This window comes from Vibrio sp. TRT 21S02, from assembly GCF_050113675.1.
In the GTDB taxonomy this organism is placed as follows: domain Bacteria; phylum Pseudomonadota; class Gammaproteobacteria; order Enterobacterales; family Vibrionaceae; genus Vibrio.
The window spans coordinates 89,400-107,850 of sequence record NZ_JBNJOI010000004.1 but is presented as its reverse complement, the minus strand read 5'-3'; the positions used below and the strand labels follow the sequence as shown (position 1 = coordinate 107,850).

The 18,451-nt window shown below is 43.7% G+C and carries 15 protein-coding genes; 6 read left to right on the top strand and 9 right to left on the bottom strand.

All coding sequences use genetic code 11. The features are described from left to right. The first annotated feature begins 17 nt into the window (after positions 1–17). The 3 genes from ACQEXU_RS06570 (at position 18) to ACQEXU_RS06560 (ending at position 4,005) form a co-directional block, all read left to right on the top strand. Positions 18–479, top strand: coding sequence for a methyltransferase family protein (locus ACQEXU_RS06570; protein WP_367988923.1), 462 nt, complete (start codon positions 18–20; stop codon positions 477–479). Between the two features lie 135 nt (positions 480–614). Then, the gene (locus ACQEXU_RS06565) at positions 615–2,180 is read left to right on the top strand and encodes a S1 family peptidase (protein WP_427010156.1); all 1,566 of its coding nucleotides are present in this window, start codon (positions 615–617) and stop codon (positions 2,178–2,180) included. Between the two features lie 226 nt (positions 2,181–2,406). Beyond that, positions 2,407–4,005: a S1 family peptidase gene (locus tag ACQEXU_RS06560; RefSeq protein WP_427010155.1), complete on the top strand. Its 1,599-nt coding sequence runs from the start codon at positions 2,407–2,409 to the stop codon at positions 4,003–4,005. Between the two features lie 586 nt (positions 4,006–4,591). Here the strand turns inward: ACQEXU_RS06560 and ACQEXU_RS06555 are convergent. The 6 genes from ACQEXU_RS06555 to hutC form a co-directional block, all read right to left on the bottom strand. After that, a complete protein-coding gene (locus ACQEXU_RS06555; RefSeq protein WP_427010154.1) occupies positions 4,592–5,317 on the bottom strand; it encodes a DUF3581 domain-containing protein in 726 nt (241 codons plus the stop codon). Positions 5,318–5,446: 129 nt separating this feature from the next. Then, positions 5,447–6,979: a histidine ammonia-lyase gene (gene hutH / locus ACQEXU_RS06550; RefSeq protein WP_427010153.1), complete on the bottom strand. Its 1,533-nt coding sequence runs from the start codon at positions 6,977–6,979 to the stop codon at positions 5,447–5,449. Between the two features lie 11 nt (positions 6,980–6,990). Further along, positions 6,991–8,688 (bottom strand): urocanate hydratase, encoded by a 1,698-nt coding sequence (hutU, locus tag ACQEXU_RS06545; RefSeq protein ID WP_427010152.1) that lies wholly within the window; start codon positions 8,686–8,688, stop codon positions 6,991–6,993. A 41-nt stretch (positions 8,689–8,729) separates the two neighbouring features. After that, positions 8,730–9,737: a formimidoylglutamase gene (gene hutG, locus ACQEXU_RS06540; protein WP_427010151.1), complete on the bottom strand. Its 1,008-nt coding sequence runs from the start codon at positions 9,735–9,737 to the stop codon at positions 8,730–8,732. Further along, a complete protein-coding gene (hutI, locus tag ACQEXU_RS06535; RefSeq protein ID WP_427010150.1) occupies positions 9,730–10,944 on the bottom strand; it encodes an imidazolonepropionase in 1,215 nt (404 codons plus the stop codon). Before hutI ends, hutG begins: the two co-directional genes overlap by 8 nt. A gap of 103 nt (positions 10,945–11,047) precedes the next feature. Continuing rightward, positions 11,048–11,761: a histidine utilization repressor gene (gene hutC / locus ACQEXU_RS06530; RefSeq protein WP_367988932.1), complete on the bottom strand. Its 714-nt coding sequence runs from the start codon at positions 11,759–11,761 to the stop codon at positions 11,048–11,050. Between the two features lie 201 nt (positions 11,762–11,962). Between hutC and ACQEXU_RS06525 the strand changes: the two genes are divergently transcribed. Beyond that, positions 11,963–12,703, top strand: a complete 741-nt coding sequence (locus tag ACQEXU_RS06525) for a sporulation protein (protein WP_427010149.1) — start codon at positions 11,963–11,965, stop codon at positions 12,701–12,703. A 3-nt stretch (positions 12,704–12,706) separates the two neighbouring features. Here ACQEXU_RS06525 and ACQEXU_RS06520 read toward each other — a convergent pair whose 3' ends face one another. Next, entirely contained in the window at positions 12,707–13,669 is a 963-nt protein-coding gene (locus tag ACQEXU_RS06520) for a DUF3187 family protein (RefSeq protein ID WP_427010148.1), read from the bottom strand. 111 nt (positions 13,670–13,780) lie between these two features. Further along, positions 13,781–14,554 carry a phosphoribosylglycinamide formyltransferase gene (locus ACQEXU_RS06515; RefSeq protein ID WP_427010147.1) on the bottom strand — a complete coding sequence of 258 codons (774 nt, stop codon included), beginning with the start codon at positions 14,552–14,554 and terminating at the stop codon, positions 13,781–13,783. 321 nt (positions 14,555–14,875) lie between these two features. On the opposite strand from ACQEXU_RS06515, the gene ACQEXU_RS06510 reads away from it, so the two are divergent. After that, positions 14,876–15,526 (top strand): thiopurine S-methyltransferase, encoded by a 651-nt coding sequence (locus ACQEXU_RS06510; RefSeq protein ID WP_427010146.1) that lies wholly within the window; start codon positions 14,876–14,878, stop codon positions 15,524–15,526. A gap of 50 nt (positions 15,527–15,576) precedes the next feature. Here ACQEXU_RS06510 and purT read toward each other — a convergent pair whose 3' ends face one another. Continuing rightward, a complete protein-coding gene (gene purT / locus ACQEXU_RS06505) occupies positions 15,577–16,752 on the bottom strand; it encodes a formate-dependent phosphoribosylglycinamide formyltransferase (RefSeq protein WP_427010145.1) in 1,176 nt (391 codons plus the stop codon). Between the two features lie 278 nt (positions 16,753–17,030). Between purT and ACQEXU_RS06500 the strand changes: the two genes are divergently transcribed. Beyond that, positions 17,031–18,449, top strand: a complete 1,419-nt coding sequence (locus ACQEXU_RS06500) for an SLC13 family permease (protein ID WP_427010144.1) — start codon at positions 17,031–17,033, stop codon at positions 18,447–18,449. Positions 18,450–18,451 lie beyond the last annotated feature (2 nt).

Sequence of the window (18,451 nt, the reverse complement as noted above, 5' to 3'; positions counted from 1 at the left end):
GCAGGAGGGGGGGGAATATGAAGGTACTAGAATTAAAAGTGCCACCAGTGGCACTTTTTGTCGTTATGTTGGTGTTGATGTATCGGCTTGCTCGGGAGTTTTATAGCATGCATGTAACAGTTCAGTATGCAGGGTGGGCTTTATTTATTGCAGTAATTGTAGCTGGGTTTATTGGCTTGTCTGGTGTGTATGAATTTCGAAAAGCTAAGACGACGGTTAATCCGGTGAAAATTGAAACAGCGTCTGCAATTGTTGATTCAGGTATCTTCGCTTATACGCGCAACCCAATGTATTTAGCCTTAGTGATTTTGCTTATTGGTTTTGCCATTTGGTTGCAAAATGTCCTCTGTTTATTGGGCCCAGTATTCTTTGTTCTGTACATGAATCGCTTTCAGATTCAACCGGAGGAGCGGATGCTTGAACAATTATTTGGACATGCTTATTTACAATATAAACAGAGGGTTAGACGGTGGGTCTGACCAGTTAATGATAAGTGTCACATAATTGAGTTTCACATCACTCAAATGAATGAAATTACCTCCTATAACATTGTGTTTTATAAATTGAGTCAATATTATTTTCGGGAATAATTATTATTAACAAGGAATCCATGTATGGAAAACAAAATTCCCGTTTTGTTGGCAGCAGGCTGTTTGGGTCTGTCTTTTTCATCTAGTGCGTCAGATGTAACCCCAAGAATTATTGGTGGTACGGAATCTCCGGCAGGCCAATGGCCGTTTGTAACAGCGTTAGTTAAAGCGAGTAAAAGTGGTGGAGAAGGCCAGTTTTGTGGTGCGAGTTATATCGGAGAGCGTTATGTAATGACAGCCACTCACTGTCTTACCAATACTTTGGCACAAGACATTGAAGTGATCATCGGTAAACAAGATTTAGCGTCTGCGACAAATGCGGATCGATATGCAATTAAACGTATTTATTTGCATGAAGATTATGATGAAAGCAGCGCATTGCAAAATGATATTGCGATTCTCGAATTAGAAAGAGATGTTGCAGGTGGAACTGCGGTTACTCTCGCGGAGTCGACGTTGAGAGACGCTCTTGCTCCAGGGCAAACCCTCACTGTTATGGGGTGGGGAGATATGGACCCATCGCCGGCTTTCGATGGGCCTTCAAAACTACATCAAGTTGATGTTGAGTTGATCAATCAAGACGCATGTACAGGGGCGGGTGATGATTATGCCTCGATTGAAGTGAATGCATTTTGTGCTGGCCTTGAACAAGGCGGGAAAGACTCTTGTCAAGGTGACAGTGGTGGACCGATCATTGTGAATGATGGTGGCGTGACCAAACAGTTAGGTATCGTTAGCTGGGGTGATGGATGTGCTGTGGCAGGTCAGTATGGCGTGTATGCTAACGTGAGCCATTTTGCCGATTGGATTGCAGAAAAAACCAGTGGTTTCAGCTATGACCAAATTAACTGGGCAGATGTTCAGGCTCTGGGTAGTTATGAATATAGTTTTGTTTATGAAAATAACACAGGGAATAGTATTAGCCTAAGCTCACCAACGGTGACAGGAGGAAGCATCGTTTCTTCTACCTGCGATCAACCAATTGCATCAGGCTCTAGCTGCTCCGTAACAATTAACTACACCATCAGTGATTATGGACAATCTCATGCTGAATTGGTGATGAATAATGACCAAGGTTGGGCTCCAATCAAATCAAGAGTTTACTTTGAAGGTCGTCAAGTCGCTTCTTCAGGACTCGCGAATGCGGTTTCCATACCTAAGGCAAATGTCTTTAGTAACGGTTTTGAGTGGCGAGTAGAAGGGAGCGAGTTGAGTTCTGCGGCGATCGGTGATCGCCAAGAATCAGCCCTAATTATTACGGGAATTCCTCAAGGTAGCTTAACTGTCGACATTTCAGTTTCAAGTGAGCCTGGGTATGATGATGCGTTCATTTTTGTAAATGGTGGTTTCATCAAGCGCATGACGGGAGTTGATAGACAAACACTTGAATTGCCTTTAAGCAATGTCAGCGGCAATAAGCTTGAAGTCTTTTATGTAAAAGATGGCTCAAATGCTATGAATAGCGACAAAGTTACCATTCACTCAATGCGACACAGTAGCCAAGCAACGCCATCTGATAGCGGTGGTGGTTCGTTTGGCTTATTGACTCTTTTCGGTCTAGGGCTTTTATTCCGACGTCGTCAAGCCTAATACAAACAAAATGGAAAACACCCGCTTTATGCGGGTGTTTTTATTTATATTAACGGCGTTATTGCAAATTAACTTGGAATACATGTCACTCTCGATATGAACTGCGTCGCATTTAAAACCTTGCCTTGATCTGTATATCACTAAACTATTATCGTTCGATTGTTTCTCTCCATTTAGATGAATAACATTTACCAATCAGAATGTTACAAACAAAGGAATGGTTGTCATGAGAAATAATCTAGCCACGCTGATGGCTATGAGCTGTTTAGCAGTACCGAGTCTGGCTTTGGCGACGGATGTTGATCCAAGAATTATTGATGGAACGCCGGCTTCATCCTATGACTGGCCGTATATGGTGGCATTAGTTGAAGCTGGCAAGAATAACTTTGATGGGCAATTTTGTGGCGGTAGCTTTATTGGTAAACGCTACATTTTGACTGCGGCACATTGTGTTGATGGCGTTGATGCACAGCAAATTGAAGTGTTGGTAAATACCGATGATCTAAATTCAGGTGGGGCTCGCGTTAGTGTAAACAGTATTTATGTTCATGGGAGCTATTCATCATATTGGTTAGATAATGATATTGCTATCGTCGAGCTTTCCCGCGAGCTTGAGTCTCATGAAGCAACACCAGTAACTTTACCGACTTCAAGCACTCGAAATGATACACCAGCTGATACATGGTTGACGGTTGCAGGTTGGGGAACCACAGAGCCGGAAGGGGTTCATGTAAGACCAAACCAATTACAACAAGTGGATATTCAGTTAGTCGATCAACAAAAATGCTTTGAGGTTCATGGTGTTTCGAGCAGTGAAGATAGCGTTAGCTTTTGTGCCGGACTACCTCAAGAAGGGTATGATTCCTGCCGCGGTGACAGTGGTGGTCCAATTGTTGTGAAAAGTTCAGGGGTTCAACTGGGGATCGTGAGTTGGGGGAGTGCACGCTGCGGAGAAGCAAATAAGTATGGTGTATACACAAATTTAAGTTACTACACTGATTGGATTGAGAGAAATACTTCCAGTTTAAGTTACAAACCGAGCCAAGATCTCGGGATTCTACCGCATAGTGCATTCTCACATACTTACACGTTAGCAAACTACTCTGATAACCCGATTACATTTAATGAATACAATTTTAGTGTTAGTCAAGTTAGCTCAATAACCAACAACACTTGCAGTGTCAAAGGCACACTAAACTCTGGCGAAACTTGTAATGTGACCGTTCTGATTACTCCGGGCAACTATGGTTCGTATGAAGAAAGCTTATATGTTTCTTATGAACAAAATGGGTATAAGGACATATACCTGACACTTGCTTTTGAAGTGGCCAATCAAGCTTCATCAACCCTAGTCAACGCAGTAAACGTACCAAACGACGGGGTTTACAGCAACGAACATGAATGGCTTCCGTACTCAAGTGGTATCCGTTCTGGTTATATTGGTGCAAACGAGACATCTATGATTCTTATTGATGGAATTCCAAGTGGTGAGATGACATTTGATCTGAAAGTATCAACTGAGTACGTTGATTATTTCAAAGCCTATATCAACGGTAATTTAGTGGAGTCCACAAGTGGTGAGTACGAAACCCCGATTGTTGTTACTTTCCATTCTGATTCCAACCGATTGAAATTGGAATACGTAAAAGATGGCTCGATTGATCAAGGTGAGGATGGTGTCTTTCTCACAAATATAGCGTTTAATTCTTCAACGAGTTCTGAAGACTCTTCTTCACAGAGTGGTGGTGATAGTGGTGGCGGTGGTTCTCTTGGCCTAATCTACTTAATGAGCTTATTGCTTTTAACTCGACGCCGATTAAATTAATCATGAATAAAAACCCGCTTATGCGGGTTTTTTAATGTTTACAGTTTTTTAATAATTTGAACGCTCAGCAATAATTATTGTTAATTAATCTTAATGCTTTCATATAGTACTTCTTTCATTTTTCCCTAAAGAAACAATAAACACAGTCGATAATTAAATTGAACATATTAATTCATATTGAAACAAACAAATGCGAACGCAATGGAATAATGTTTGTTAATAAGAAATAATAGTCGGTTGTTCATACATGATATTTAATATGATTAAGAAGATACTATTATGTTTAAAATTAATTAGTTAGTCTTGTATTGTTTATTCATTCCGTATTATTCATGGTAATCGAAAGTAGTGGCGCCCAGAATTATTAATAGTTAATTTTCAGAAGTAGATGATTGGCCGTATATGGTGGTGATCGTGGCCCAAAATAGCAGTACTTTATTTGGCTAGTATGGCTGCTTATGTTTAGATTTTTAGTTTGCCAGCGTGTGACCGGTAAAGATCGCTTAGAGTAAAAACGATAAAGCCACCAAATAAATTGGTGGCTTTATTAAAGAGAGTTTGTACTTTGACTCAAATAGTATGGTGTTTACGCAGCAGCTTCAAATTGCGCTAGGAAACCGTCTTTACGTTCATTAAAGCGGTTTACTAAATCATCGATATTCTCTTGGTTATATGGTTTCAGGCCACTTGCAACCATGCGCTTCATACCTTTGCCAACAACTTCACCGTTTTCCTTAAACTCAAAGTTAAGGGTAACAACACCACGTTTTCCGTCCACGTTAAAAGTTGCACCGCTGAACTCGACTTCTGGATGAGTCAGATCTAGGCGTTCAAATTCAACTTCCATGCTTTCATAAATCACTAACGGACGCTGACAATTGATCATCATTTGCTGCTCTTCCATCAGTGGAACCATGATGTGTGGGAAGTTCATGCCAGAAAACTGCACATACTTTGTAACAACATGTTCGATAAAGTCAGCGTTGTGGCTTACTGCGCCCTCACGTTTCATGTGTAGGTATTCTTTACCATTGGTATCAACAACAGCGGCTTCTTTTTCACACTTATTTTCGATGTTCAATGCAATGCCATCGCCAACCATGCCAGAAAAATCGAAGCGCATTTTTTGGCTGATGCCTTCTTTGCTTAGCAATACTGCAAACAATAAATCACCAGGAACACAAAAGCGTTTGTTGTCTTCGTCGTGGATAGGGTTGAAGTCACCCGCTACTTTTTTTGCAAAATGACTTGCTTGTTGGCGAGTGAATTGAAATTGGTGCTCTTGATTCGAAAAGTAAGGTGTTAAAAACATAATGTACGCTATATAGCCAAAACTGCGATGAATTATATATGAGTTCCATCGTTTAATGGTCCATCCAGTGGAGCAATTGCAAAATTCTGACATAGGTAAGAAAAAGGGTTCCGTTGGGAACCCTTTAAACTAAAAGCTTGGCAAAATATTGGTAGGTATTAAGTGGTTGTGCACCGCTAATTTTAACAGTGTATTGGCTTGCTCAATGTCAGGAGCAAAGTAGCGATCTTTATCATAAAAAGGTACTTTTTCACGCAAGATTTGCTTCGCTTCTTCTACACGAGTAGAGGACTTATTTGGTGTTCGGAAGTCTAACCCTTGCGCCGCCGCTAAATATTCAACGGCCAATATGCCACGTGTATTTTCACCCATATCACGTAACCTTCTTCCCGCAAAGGTTGCCATGGATACATGATCTTCTTGGTTGGCAGAAGTCGGGAGGCTATCGACAGACGCTGGATGAGCAAGTGTTTTATTCTCACTGGCAAGAGCTGCCGATGTCACCTGAGCAATCATAAAGCCCGAGTTAACGCCGCCGTTATCAACCAAGAATGGGGGGAGTTTCGATAGAGCACTATCAATAAGTAACGCCATGCGGCGCTCAGATAAGCTACCAATTTCTGCAATTGCTAATGCCAAGTTATCCGAGGCCATTGCGACAGGTTCAGCGTGGAAATTACCTCCAGAAATGATGTCGCCATCATCTGCAAAAACCAAAGGGTTGTCTGATACAGAGTTTGCTTCCACTTCAAGAATGTCCGCTGCATTGCGAATTTGCTGTAAGCAAGCGCCCATTACTTGAGGTTGGCAGCGCAGCGAGTAGGGGTCTTGTACTTTCTCGCAGCTTGTATGCGATTCTCCAATCTCACTAGTGTTGTCCAGTAGATGACGGTAGGCCGCAGCAGAGTCCATTTGTCCACGGTGACCTCGTACACGATGAATGCGAGGGTCAAAAGGTCGCCTGCTGCCTAGCGCTGCTTCAACCGTCATCGCACCACACACGGTTGCAGAAGCAAACAGATCTTCTGCAGCGAAGAGTCCCTCTAAAGCAAAGGCGGTGGAGGCTTGAGTCCCGTTTAATAGCGCTAAGCCTTCTTTAGGTGCGAGTGTGATCGGTTCTAGACCGGCAATTTTGAGTGCTTCAAGACCAGAAATTACCTTACCATTGTGGCGAGCTTGACCTTCACCAAGTAAAACCGTACTCATATGGGCTAGAGGGGCTAAGTCACCTGAAGCGCCAACGGAGCCTTTTTGAGGGACGCATGGGTAAACCTGTGAATTGACGAGATCAATCAGTGCTTGAATGACTTGTAGACGAATGCCTGAAAAGCCGCGAGCTAAGCTGTTGATTTTTAGAATCATCATTAAGCGAACGGTTTCATCTGACATAAATTTACCAATACCCGCCGCGTGCGAGAGTACGATGCTTTTTTGCAGAACCTCTAAATCTTCTGGTGCGATCTTAGTATTCGCTAATAAGCCAAAGCCTGTGTTGATGCCGTAAACCGTACGTTCTTCAGCGATGACTTGTTCAACAACACGCGTGCTCTCTTCGATGGCGGGAATAGCACTAGCATCAAGTGACAAGTTCACAGGAGAACGACTAATTTGACGTAGGTGCTTTAAACCCAGTGAGCCTGGGGTTAAGGTTAAGTTCAACATTGCCATCTCCTTCACTTAAGCTTTTGCAGTTCTTGATTGAGCATCGGTAAATCAAGTTGTTGTTCAGCAGCACATTGTTTAGCAATGTCGTAACCTGCATCAGCGTGGCGCATCACACCAGTCGCTGGGTCATTGTGTAGCACACGGGCAATACGTTGAGATGCATTATCGCTACCATCACAGCAAATCACCATACCTGAATGTTGTGAGAATCCCATACCTACACCACCGCCATGGTGCAGAGAAACCCAAGTTGCACCGCCAGCTGTATTGAGCAAAGCATTTAATAATGGCCAATCAGATACAGCATCAGAGCCATCCATCATGCCTTCAGTTTCTCGGTTAGGACTAGCAACGGAGCCTGAATCAAGGTGATCACGACCGATCACAACGGGCGCTTTCAGTTCACCATTTTTGACCATCTCATTAAATGCTTGACCAAGACGTTCACGATCTTTTAAGCCAACCCAACAAATACGTGCAGGCAGACCTTGGAATTGGATACGTTCACGAGCCATGTCTAGCCAGTTGTGTAGGTGAGGGTTGTCAGGGATGAGTTCTTTTACTTTTTGGTCGGTTTTGTAAATGTCTTCAGGGTCACCAGAGAGTGCTGCCCAGCGGAATGGCCCAATGCCCTCGCAAAAAAGAGGTCGAATGTAAGCTGGTACAAATCCTGGAAAATCAAATGCGTTTTCCACGCCTTCTTCTAGCGCCATTTGTCGGATGTTGTTGCCGTAGTCTAGCGTTGCTGCACCGCGTTCTTGTAGGTCAAGCATGGCTTGTACTTGGATCGCCATTGAGGCTTTTGCTGCTTTGATTACCTTAGCTTCATCTTGCAATCTTACTTGGGCAGCATGTTCCATTGACCAACCAATGGGTAGGTAGCCGTTTAAAGGATCATGCGCAGAGGTTTGATCGGTCACGACATCGGGTATGATGTTACGTTCTACTAACTCAGGGAAAACATCAGCCGCATTACCTAACAATCCAACCGAAACAGGTGTCTCAGATGCTTTGATGATAGCAAGTGCGTCATCAAGTGTTGTGGCTTTTTTATCTACATAACCTGTACGTAGACGGTAATCGATACGGCTTTCATCACATTCAACAGCGATCATTGAAAAGCCAGCCATGGTTGCAGCAAGAGGTTGTGCTCCTCCCATACCGCCAAGTCCGCCAGTCAGGATCCATTTGCCATTTGCAACACCGTCGAAATGCTGTTTAGCCACGGCAACAAAGGTTTCATAGGTGCCTTGTACGATGCCTTGTGAGCCAATGTAAATCCAGCTTCCAGCGGTCATTTGGCCATACATCATCAAGCCTTGCTTATCGAGCTCATTAAAGTGCTCCCAATTCGCCCAATGAGGGACAAGGTTTGAGTTTGCAATCAAAACACGAGGAGCGTTTGCATGCGTTGGGAATACACCAACGGGTTTTCCTGACTGAACAAGTAGCGTTTGGTCGTCTTCAAGTCTTTCTAGCACTTCGACGATCTTGTCATAGCACTCCCAGTTGCGGGCAGCACGGCCAATGCCGCCATACACCACAAGTGAATGTGGGTGTTCAGCAACATCAGGATCGAGGTTGTTCATCAGCATGCGAAGAGGTGCTTCTGTTAGCCAAGATTTCGCTCTCAATTTACTGCCATGAGGGGCACGAATCACGCGTTCGGTATCGAGACGTTTATCTTCTACTTGGCGTTCCGTCATTTTAGACTCCTTGTGTTTCACGTATCTGTTTTATTGGATTGTTATAAGGTTTTCTTTTCTGCAAAGGCGTTTGCGATGTCCCAACACAAACGAGCGGCGAGTCGTGCGGTTTGGCTGTCAACATCATAAGTTGGGTTGTATTCGGCAATATCAGCAATGACCAGCTTGTCTTTGTAGTGCAAAATGCGATCAAGAAAGGGGGCAAGTGTATCCATACTTACACCACGAGCTGCTGGAGCACTGACTCCGGGGGCAGTGGCCGCAGGGAAGACATCAAGATCTATGGTGAGATAGAGAAAATCGCAGTTGTCGATAAAGTGTTGTAGCTGCGTGAGGTGATAAATATGGTTTAAATGCGCCAGATCTTTATCTTCCACATACCAAACATTTAGCTCGTCAGCTCGGTTAAATAGCGCTTGAGTATTGCTCGCTCGGCTTACACCGAGACAGGCATAATGAAACGGCCATTCATTCTTCTGGCAGAAATCGTAAATCTGATTAAAAGGGGTTCCCGAGCTGGGTTTCACTTCTGCGTGTGCGCTTTCAAAAGCACGTAAGTCGAAGTGGGCATCAAAATTAATGATGCCAATTTTTGGAGGCTTAGCAGGGTTTAAGAATTTGAAATATCGGGCTAGCCCTTGAAAAGAGGCCCAAGCTACTTCGTGACCACCACCCAATGTAATCACTGGGGTTGAGTGCAATGCCTGAGCAATCACATCGGCACAACTTGATTGACCACTCTCAAGTAAATCATCTTCACAGACGATGTTACCCAAATCAATTAGAGTGGAATCGTTGTGCCATGCCATATTTGCCAATGCGCGCCGAATCAAATCTGGCGCTTTTTTTGCGCCAATACGGCCTTTGTTTCGGGCAACACCTGCGTCACAGGCAAAGCCAAGTATACTGACGCCATTGCGGTAAGGTTGCAGTTCTTGATAGCGAAGCTGTTTAATTACATGGTGGACGCGCTTTCCGTCATTGCCATCTTCGGGGTCGTGACGGCCTTGCCAATGAAAATCTTGATTGATATTGATGGAATTAGACATGACGTAATTCTCCCTTCACCAGCCGAGCAGAAAGCTGAGGGATACCCACCTGATAGCTAAGTTCTGCTGGGTGAGAAACGTTCCAAATGGCTAAGTCTGCATCATAACCGGGTTGGATTCTTCCTCGGGATGTCTCCAAACCGAGGGCTTGCGCTGCGTGGCATGTTACCCCCCTTAATGTTTCTTCAGGGGTAAGGCCAAATAATGTGCAGCCCATATTCATCATCATAGTCAAATCTGCAAAAGGTGAGGTGCCTGGATTGAGATCGGTCGCCAGTGCAATAGGAATGTTATGTTCCCTTAGCGCATCAATAGGAGGTAGTTGAGTTTCTCTGAGGAAGTAGAACGCACCGGGAAGCAGGGTGGCAACGGTGTTGGAATTGCTCAGTGCTTGGACACCCTTGTTATCTAAATATTCAATATGATCAACCGACAATCCGCCATATTTTGCGGTGAGTTCACTGCCGCCGAGATTAGATAGCTGCTCAGTATGACCTTTGATATTTAAGCCATAGGCTATCGCTGTTTGAAAAACTCGTTCGGTTTGGGATAAATCGAAGCCAATCGATTCGCAAAATACATCGACGCTACAGGCGAGCTTTTCTTCTGCAACCTGCGGGATGATTTCATGACACACCAGATCAATATAGCGATCGGCTTTGCCTTGATATTCTGGTGGCAGGGCATGTGCTGCTAAGAGCGTGGTTGAAATATGAATGGCACGATGATCTTGCAATGCCTTTGCTGCTCTGAGCATCTTTATTTCATCTTTTACACTTAATCCATACCCAGATTTGACTTCAATGGTGGTGACGCCACTTCGGATAAGGCCATCTAATCTGGGTAGTGCAAGCTCAACCAATTCATCCTGCGTTGCTAATCGCGTGGCTTTAACGGTAGAAAGAATTCCACCTCCTTGACGAGCGATTTCCTGATAAGGAATACCTTGCAGGCGCATTTCAAACTCATTTGCACGGCTTCCTGCATAAATGAGGTGTGTATGACAGTCAATGAAGCCGGGAGTGACAATGCGTTGCTCACAGTCATACGAAGCCAATGCATTTTCAACATTACCTACTGTGATATCAGCAATCTTTTCATCACGGACAAGAATGGTTTGAGGCGCACTCACGGCATATCCTTGCTGTCCGTCTGCCATTGTGACTAGGCGTGCGTTGGTTAATGCGAAATCGTAGGGCTTACTCATGATTGTCTCGGCTCTTAAATGTATATACAAATAATGGTATGGAGCCGTTAATTGATCAAGGTGAATGTTGCGGAAATGTGATCAATAAATAGAAGAATATGCTTTACTGTAGGAGGACTTTAGAACTTAATTTGTATCGAGTACCGGGATGATAAAGCAATGCAGAGCTCACAAGCTTATCTTCACTCCATGTACGGCGGTTAAGCAATAGACATGGTTCGTTGGCTGACAGTTTAAGTGAGGTGCGGACGTGCTCATCAGCCACAATTGCTTCCACAGTATGTTCTATGGCGCTGAGCGGACAATTTTGCGAAAGATATTGGTTTGGTGTGGTAGTTGAAAAGTCTTGCTTCATGTAGTCAGGTGCGTAAGCGGCGTTTACCCAACGTAGTTCAAGCTGAATAGGGGTCTTATCTTCGAAGTGGATAATCTCACTATAGAACACTTGGCTACCTAACATCACACCTAGCTTTATTGCTGTTGTTTCATTCGCTTTGATCGCCATATGTTTAACGACTTGGCTGTGATATGACTTACCTCGTTGAGCTACTTCTTCTGCAATATTACGTATATCAAGCAAAGGCGATTCGGCTTTATCGTCTGGAGCACAAACAAAAGTGCCAGCGCGTGGTCTGCGCTGCAATTTTCCTTCGGCAACAAGATCTCGGATAGCTTTGTTCACCGTCATGCGACTTACTTGAAACTGCTTAGTGAGTTCTAATTCGGTAGTAATACGATGACCGATAGGCCACTGACCAGATTCAATTTTGTTTGAAATATACTGCTTAATTTGCAAATAAAGCGGTGAGTTACTCATTCTGTCTCTCGATTTAATTGACTATACAAATGTTTGTTAAGTTGCAGACAATTTGCAAGTTTAAATAAAGCTTTTGTGCGGCAGGGCCAAATTGAGTAGTGAAAATTGGCATAAATGAAGCGATGGTAGTAAATCTCTTGCATTCACTATGATAGATGTGTAAATCGATATTGAACTAAAAAGGAAGTATAAGGATTCACAATGTTTGGTAAATTGAAAGCGTCTTTAGGGATAGGAGCAGCAAAGGTTGATACCATTTTGGAAAGCATGTCCGTTTATCAAGGCGACACATTGAAGGGCCATGTGCACATTCAAGGTGGAGACGTTGAACAGCAAGTCGATGCGATCAAACTTAAGTTGTGTACAGAAATGAAGGTGGAATCTGACAGTGGCAGCAGCTACCAAGACTTTTTGCTCGGCCAATTACAAGCAACTCAACCATTTGTGATTCAACCCGGTGAGAATAAGCAAGTTGCTTTTGAGTTAAAGTTAGACGATGAAACACCGATTACGGCGTTAAATGCGCTTAAAAACCAATGCCATGTTTGGTTGGAAACAACCTTAGATATTGATTTCGCCATCGACCCTAAAGATCGTGATTTTGTTGAAGTGAAACCACTTCCTGTTGCTGCAAAAGTCATAGCGGCAATTGAACAGGCAGGGTTTGCTATGGTGAAAGCTGATGTCGAAAAAGGATACCTTCGTGGTGGCTCGTTTTCATCTAAATCTGGCTGCTATCAAGAAATTGAATTCCGCAATAGTGGTTTCATCAATAAAAAAGAAATCGAACTGTCATTTATTTTGGATGGCCACCAGATGCGTTGCTTAGCAGAAGTTGATCGCTCATTTGGTCGTGGTGATCAATATGTGTCATTTACCCTGCCTTGTGACGCAAGTGATGCTCAGATCCAAGCTGCTGTCGCTCGTGTGCTAGCGGTGTAGACATTAGAAACGGTACCGATATCCAAGAGAAAACGCGATATCGGTGCTGTTGTCTGCATTAAACATGTTTTCCGTTGCTGTGAGTTCTACTGCTGAGTGCTCAAACTGATAGCGGTAACCTAATGTAAATTCCGTCGCGGGTTTTGAAAACTCGTCTCGTCCTTCCGATATGCCTTCATACACCATCAACTGACCAATGAGTTGGTGATCTTGCCAAAATCGATATCGATAACTTAAGCCTGTTGACAGTGTGGTTTCTTTTGTCGGAAAGCTGCCTAGAACATCCGAAGAATGACGGCAGGTAAAACTAACAATGGCATCCAAGCGATGTTGATTTCTTATATAGCCATAGTTTATTTGTAAGGCTTGTTGAAACTTGCTAGTGCTCAGAATGCTTTGATCGGCATTGTTGAAATACCAAGATAAGCCAAGTGATGCGCCATGATGAGCCTTTTCAATGAGTTGGTATTGAGCGTAGAGCGTGAGCGCATTACTTAATGTTTCACCTCGAAAATTATCTTCGTCAATGTCGTATTCAGGAATGCTGATCACAAAGCGATTTTCGTCCACATCTTTGCGGCCATTTTGATCTAAGCCAAAGGCGTCATGGAATGCGGTGGTTAATCCATCCAGATGGTTATTACCTGCGTAGTTCCAGCGATAATTAAGTGCCAATTGCCACTTCGCATTCAGTTGCCATGTCCCTCCCAGTGCGATTTGGTTTTGGTAGTAATCCAGCTCGTACGTTTCTGTGACGGCCCAGATGCTGGCGATTGTTCCGGTAATAAACAATTCTTTTGCATCAATAGGTAATGAGAACCCAGAGCGCAGCTGGGGGGATAAAGCATTGGTTTGAAAAGGGGATTGTGAATAAGTTTGTAACGGACCGTATTCAACTTGAGCATGGCTACTTAGAGCAAACCCAAATGTTAACGTGACAACAACTAACAAGCGTTTGTTGACCATTTTCGCCTCACTACTTTACGACGATAACTTAACTATAGTGGGCGAATGAAGATCATGGGCAATAAAAAACCAGCGTGATTTACGCTGGTTTTATTATCATGGTTTGGTTTTCTAAGCGGCGGATAAATGTGTTGTTATGTAGGGTTGCCATGCATTTTGATACAGTTCGCGTGACTCTCGGCGCATGTTTTTAATCTGTGCCAGTTCAATCTCAGATAACGCACGTTCTTGCAGTGAAGCTGAGCGTTCAAGCTTTTGGATCCTTTCATATAGTTCATGTTCAGGGCCACTTTTTACATCAGCAATGGCCTTCAAATGAATTTGAACCTCTGCAACCAGCTGAGTTTTTGGTAGCTGAACTAATACGTTTAAATCGCGATAACCAGATGCGGCAGGCTTCTTAAAACGGTTTTTGACTTTCACAATGGTCGTTTCTCGATTGAGAACCTCGTACGCTTCCATTACTCCTGCTACATCATCAGCAACAATCGTTGCGCGCGCTAAGTCAGTAATTCTTTCTGGTTTATTATCTAACTCCAAGGCGATTTTTTCTTTAGCGCGATGAGAAGATTTTACGCCCGCAAAGTATGCATCGGTGTTGGTCAATAGAGCCGTACTTTTACAGATGGTTTCTAACTCAAACTGAGCCTGATGCGCTTTGCTGTAGAGAACATCAAAGTCCGAATAAGGCTGTAGAGGCGTTGAATTGATCGATTGAATGCCATAAAGGCCGCTGAGGTTGTGTTTAAATGCCTTAGAACACACTTCATTTTGATTGGTTGCCCGGTTGCCGTCACTACTTGGCGCCATGGGAATAGCGGCGAATGCAGGTGCTCGGCTCAATACTAAAAGCATTAATGCCGTAGTACGCAAGAATAAGCTCATTCACTCTCCTTAGATTTGTAGTGGCTTAAAAAAGGAAACTTAAAGGAAATCGTTGCCAACAAATCTGAGTCTCTGTTTTCTTTATGGGGTTGAAAAATGGACTTCCAATCCCTCAAAATAGAACAATTCGTAAACTATGAACCGCGTCTCAAATACATAGGATTAGAGTGGTTTTCTTTTTTAAGGTTCATCGTAAAGTCGTAACAGAGTATAAATAACGATTCTGAACCCAAGATGAATTATTTTGACAGCTTCATCTCGGCGTTGAATTGGTTTAGGCTAGACCGGGTAAAGTCATTCAAAAAATACGAGAATAAAACGATGAGAGACCCCGAATTTTGGCATAACAAGTGGGCCGCCAACCAAATTGGATTTCACCTCGACGATGTGAATCCGCTGCTCATCAACTATTGGCATCATACTAAGCCACAGCGAGAAGACGCCGTCTTTGTTCCTTTATGTGGTAAATCAGAAGATCTCGTGTGGCTCGCGACAAAGCATAATGAGGTTCAAGGTGTAGAGTTAAGCCAAATCGCAGTGCGCGCGTTTTTTGCCGAGCATTTTTATACCCCGACGGTTACACCTGTAGCGAACCAACATGAGCTGTATCAGTTTGATGAATTGTCGATCTATACCGGTGATTATTTTACTGCACCAGTGCAGCCGGTTGATATCATCTATGATAGAGCTGCTTTAATTGCTTTACCGCTAGAAATTCACCTTGAGTATGTCGAGCGACTGAAAAGGCTACTTAAACCAGGTGGACGGATTTTGCTGATAACATTAGATTATCCGCAAGAGGAGATGGCGGGACCTCCGTTTTCAGTCACGAAAACTGAGGTAGAGAATTTGTTTAGTGGTTATAAAATTACACAGCTGTTTCGTGATGATGCGGATGAAACACATCCTAAAATTGCTAAAAAAGGGTTGAGCCGATTTGCGGAAGAAGTCTTTTTAATCGAAAGTGCTTAATAAAGATAAAACGCTTGCCATTGGCAAGCGTTTTTCATTTAGTCGCGATTTTAGTAGAGGACTTTCACTTTCCCTGCGCTATCAATAGCGTCTTCAATAGCCTGCTCCATGCTATCTCTACGAGTGATTGCAACCCCTAAGCGTCGACGTCCATCAATATCTGGTTTGCCAAATAAACGGAGCTGAGTGTTTGGTGAGGTTAGAGCTTGCTCAAGGCCTTCGAAACGAATGTTGGAAGAGGTACCCTGACCAAGGATCACCGCGGAAGCCGCTGGGCCAAATTGAGTGATACCCGCAATCGGCATACCCGTGAAAGCGCGAACGTGAAGGGCGAATTCAGACATGTCTTGTGACATCAAAGTGACTAAGCCTGTGTCATGTGGGCGAGGTGATACTTCATTAAAAATGACGGTATCGCCTTTGACAAACAGCTCTACACCAAAAATACCGTAGCCACCTAATGCGTTTACGATTTTCTCTGCCGTGTATTCCGCGGCTTTCAATGCAACATCAGACATCGCTTGAGGCTGCCAAGATTCACGATAATCCCCATCTTCTTGACGATGGCCGATAGGTGCACAGAAATGAACGCCATCAACGGCACGGACAGTGAGCAGCGTAATTTCGTAATCAAAGTCGATAAAACCTTCGACGATCACACGACCCGCACCCGTTCGGCCGCCTTCTTGTGCGTATTCCCATGCTTTTTCAATATCTTCTGGGGTTTTAATAACGCTTTGCCCTTTGCCAGAAGAGCTCATCACGGGCTTACAAACACATGGTGTACCAACGGCTGCAACAGCGGCGACAAATTCTTCATAGCTATCTGCAAATTGATAAGGAGAGGTAGTCAATTCGAGTTCTTCGGCAGCTAAACGGCGGATACCTTCACGGTTCATTGTCAGCTTAGTGGCTTTTGCTGTTGGGACAACGTTTAGGCCAGTTTTTTCTAGCTCTACCAGCTTGTCTGTGGCGATCGCTTCAATTTCAGGAACGACATAATCGGGCTTTTCCAACTCAATAATACGTTGCAGTGCATCGCCGTCGAGCATATCCAACACGTGGCTGCGGTGCGCGACTTGCATTGCAGGTGCATCAGCGTAGCGGTCACATGCGATCACTTCTAAGCCAAGACGCTGACATTCAATGGCTACTTCTTTACCCAGCTCACCTGAGCCAAGTAACAAAACGCGAGTAGCACTTTCACGGGTAGCAGAACCAAACATGGGAGACCTCAAAAAAAGTTATGGAAATAAGAGAGTTGCCGGGATCATACTGATAATTTTTTGAAAAGCAAACGTTTGCGCAATTGGTGGATGTATTTTTTATTGCCATGAAAACTTAGAGGCAAAGCACATTTTTTATACCTATTTGATAGTGAAACCTAATTCATTGATCTAACGCCATATCCCTCTTTTGAGGTAGCGAGAAGATGCCGGGTAGGTGACAGAACTGCGAATCAGTTCAATCGTCTTATGTCTGTCTCAGGAAGAGTTGTCGTATCATGCGTTTGTCTAGTAAGTATATTGTCCCAATCATCATTCCTCTCATTGTTCTGTTGATGCCATTGTCTGCATTTCCATTTGAGGGCATCACCATTATTCAACAACGAGTTATCGCCATATTCTTATTGGCAGCTTTATGTTGGGTGTTTGAACCGATCCCAATCTATGCCACGTCGGTTGTCATCATCGTTCTTGAGTTATTAATGCTCTCGAATAAGGGAATCGTGCTTTTTCGTCTTGAGGAAGGGCAGCCACATTTTGGTGAACTGTTGAAATACAACGAAATCATGGCAACCTTTGCCAGCCCCATTATTATGCTTTTTTTAGGGGGCTTCTTTTTGGCGATGGCGGCCACAAAGTATCGTTTAGATGTCAACTTAGCGCGTGTGTTACTCAAACCGTTTGGTCAAGACCCAAAATTTGTCATGCTCGGCTTAATGTTGATCACCGCTATTTTCTCAATGTTCATGTCGAATACCGCAACCACAGCAATGATGTTGTCAATTCTGACTCCAGTCATCGCTGTGTTTGGGCCAAAGGACCCTGGTCGTATTGCGTTTGCGTTATGTATTCCTGTCGCGGCAAATATTGGGGGGATCGGAACTCCAATTGGCACACCGCCAAATGCGATTGCTCTTAAGTATTTAGTGGGTGATGCGTATATCTCTTTTGGTGAATGGATGGCATTTGGTGTGCCTTTTGTCGTTGTGATGATGGCGTTAGCGTGGTTTTTGATCAATAGCTTGTACAAAGCTGAGCAGCAAAGGATTGAGCTGTCAATTAAAGGCAAGTTTCTCAAAACACCAAAGGCGATAGTGGTCTATATCACATTTGGTTTAACCATATTACTGTGGCTGATGGGCTCATCGCACGGTATGAATTCATATACAGTAGCTTTGATCCCTGTTGCGGTGTTCTCTATTACAGGGATCATCAATAAAGAAGACCTCAAAAAAATCTCTTGGGATGTCCTGTGGTTAGTTTCTGGTGGTATTGCCTTAGGCCTAGCATTAGACAAAACAGGCCTAGCGAAACTGGTTGTACACAGCATTCCATTTGGTGATTTCTCTCCTTACTTGGTGTTATTTGGTGCAGCTTTCCTATGTTTGTTAATGGCTAACTTCATGTCCCATACGGCGACAGCAAACTTACTGATGCCGATCATGGCGGCATTAGGTGCATCAATGACGTCATTAACACCTTTAGGTGGCGAAGTGACGCTTATTCTAGTGGTGACCTTTGCGGCCTCACTCGGCATGTCATTACCTATCAGTACACCACCAAATGCACTGGCCCATGCGACGGGGCATGTGCAGAGTAATCAGATGGCTAGCGTTGGTGTGGTATTGGGTGCGGTCGGTGTGTTACTGAGTTTCGTATTGGTTTGGGTATTACACTCCGTTGGACATATCGGGTAAAC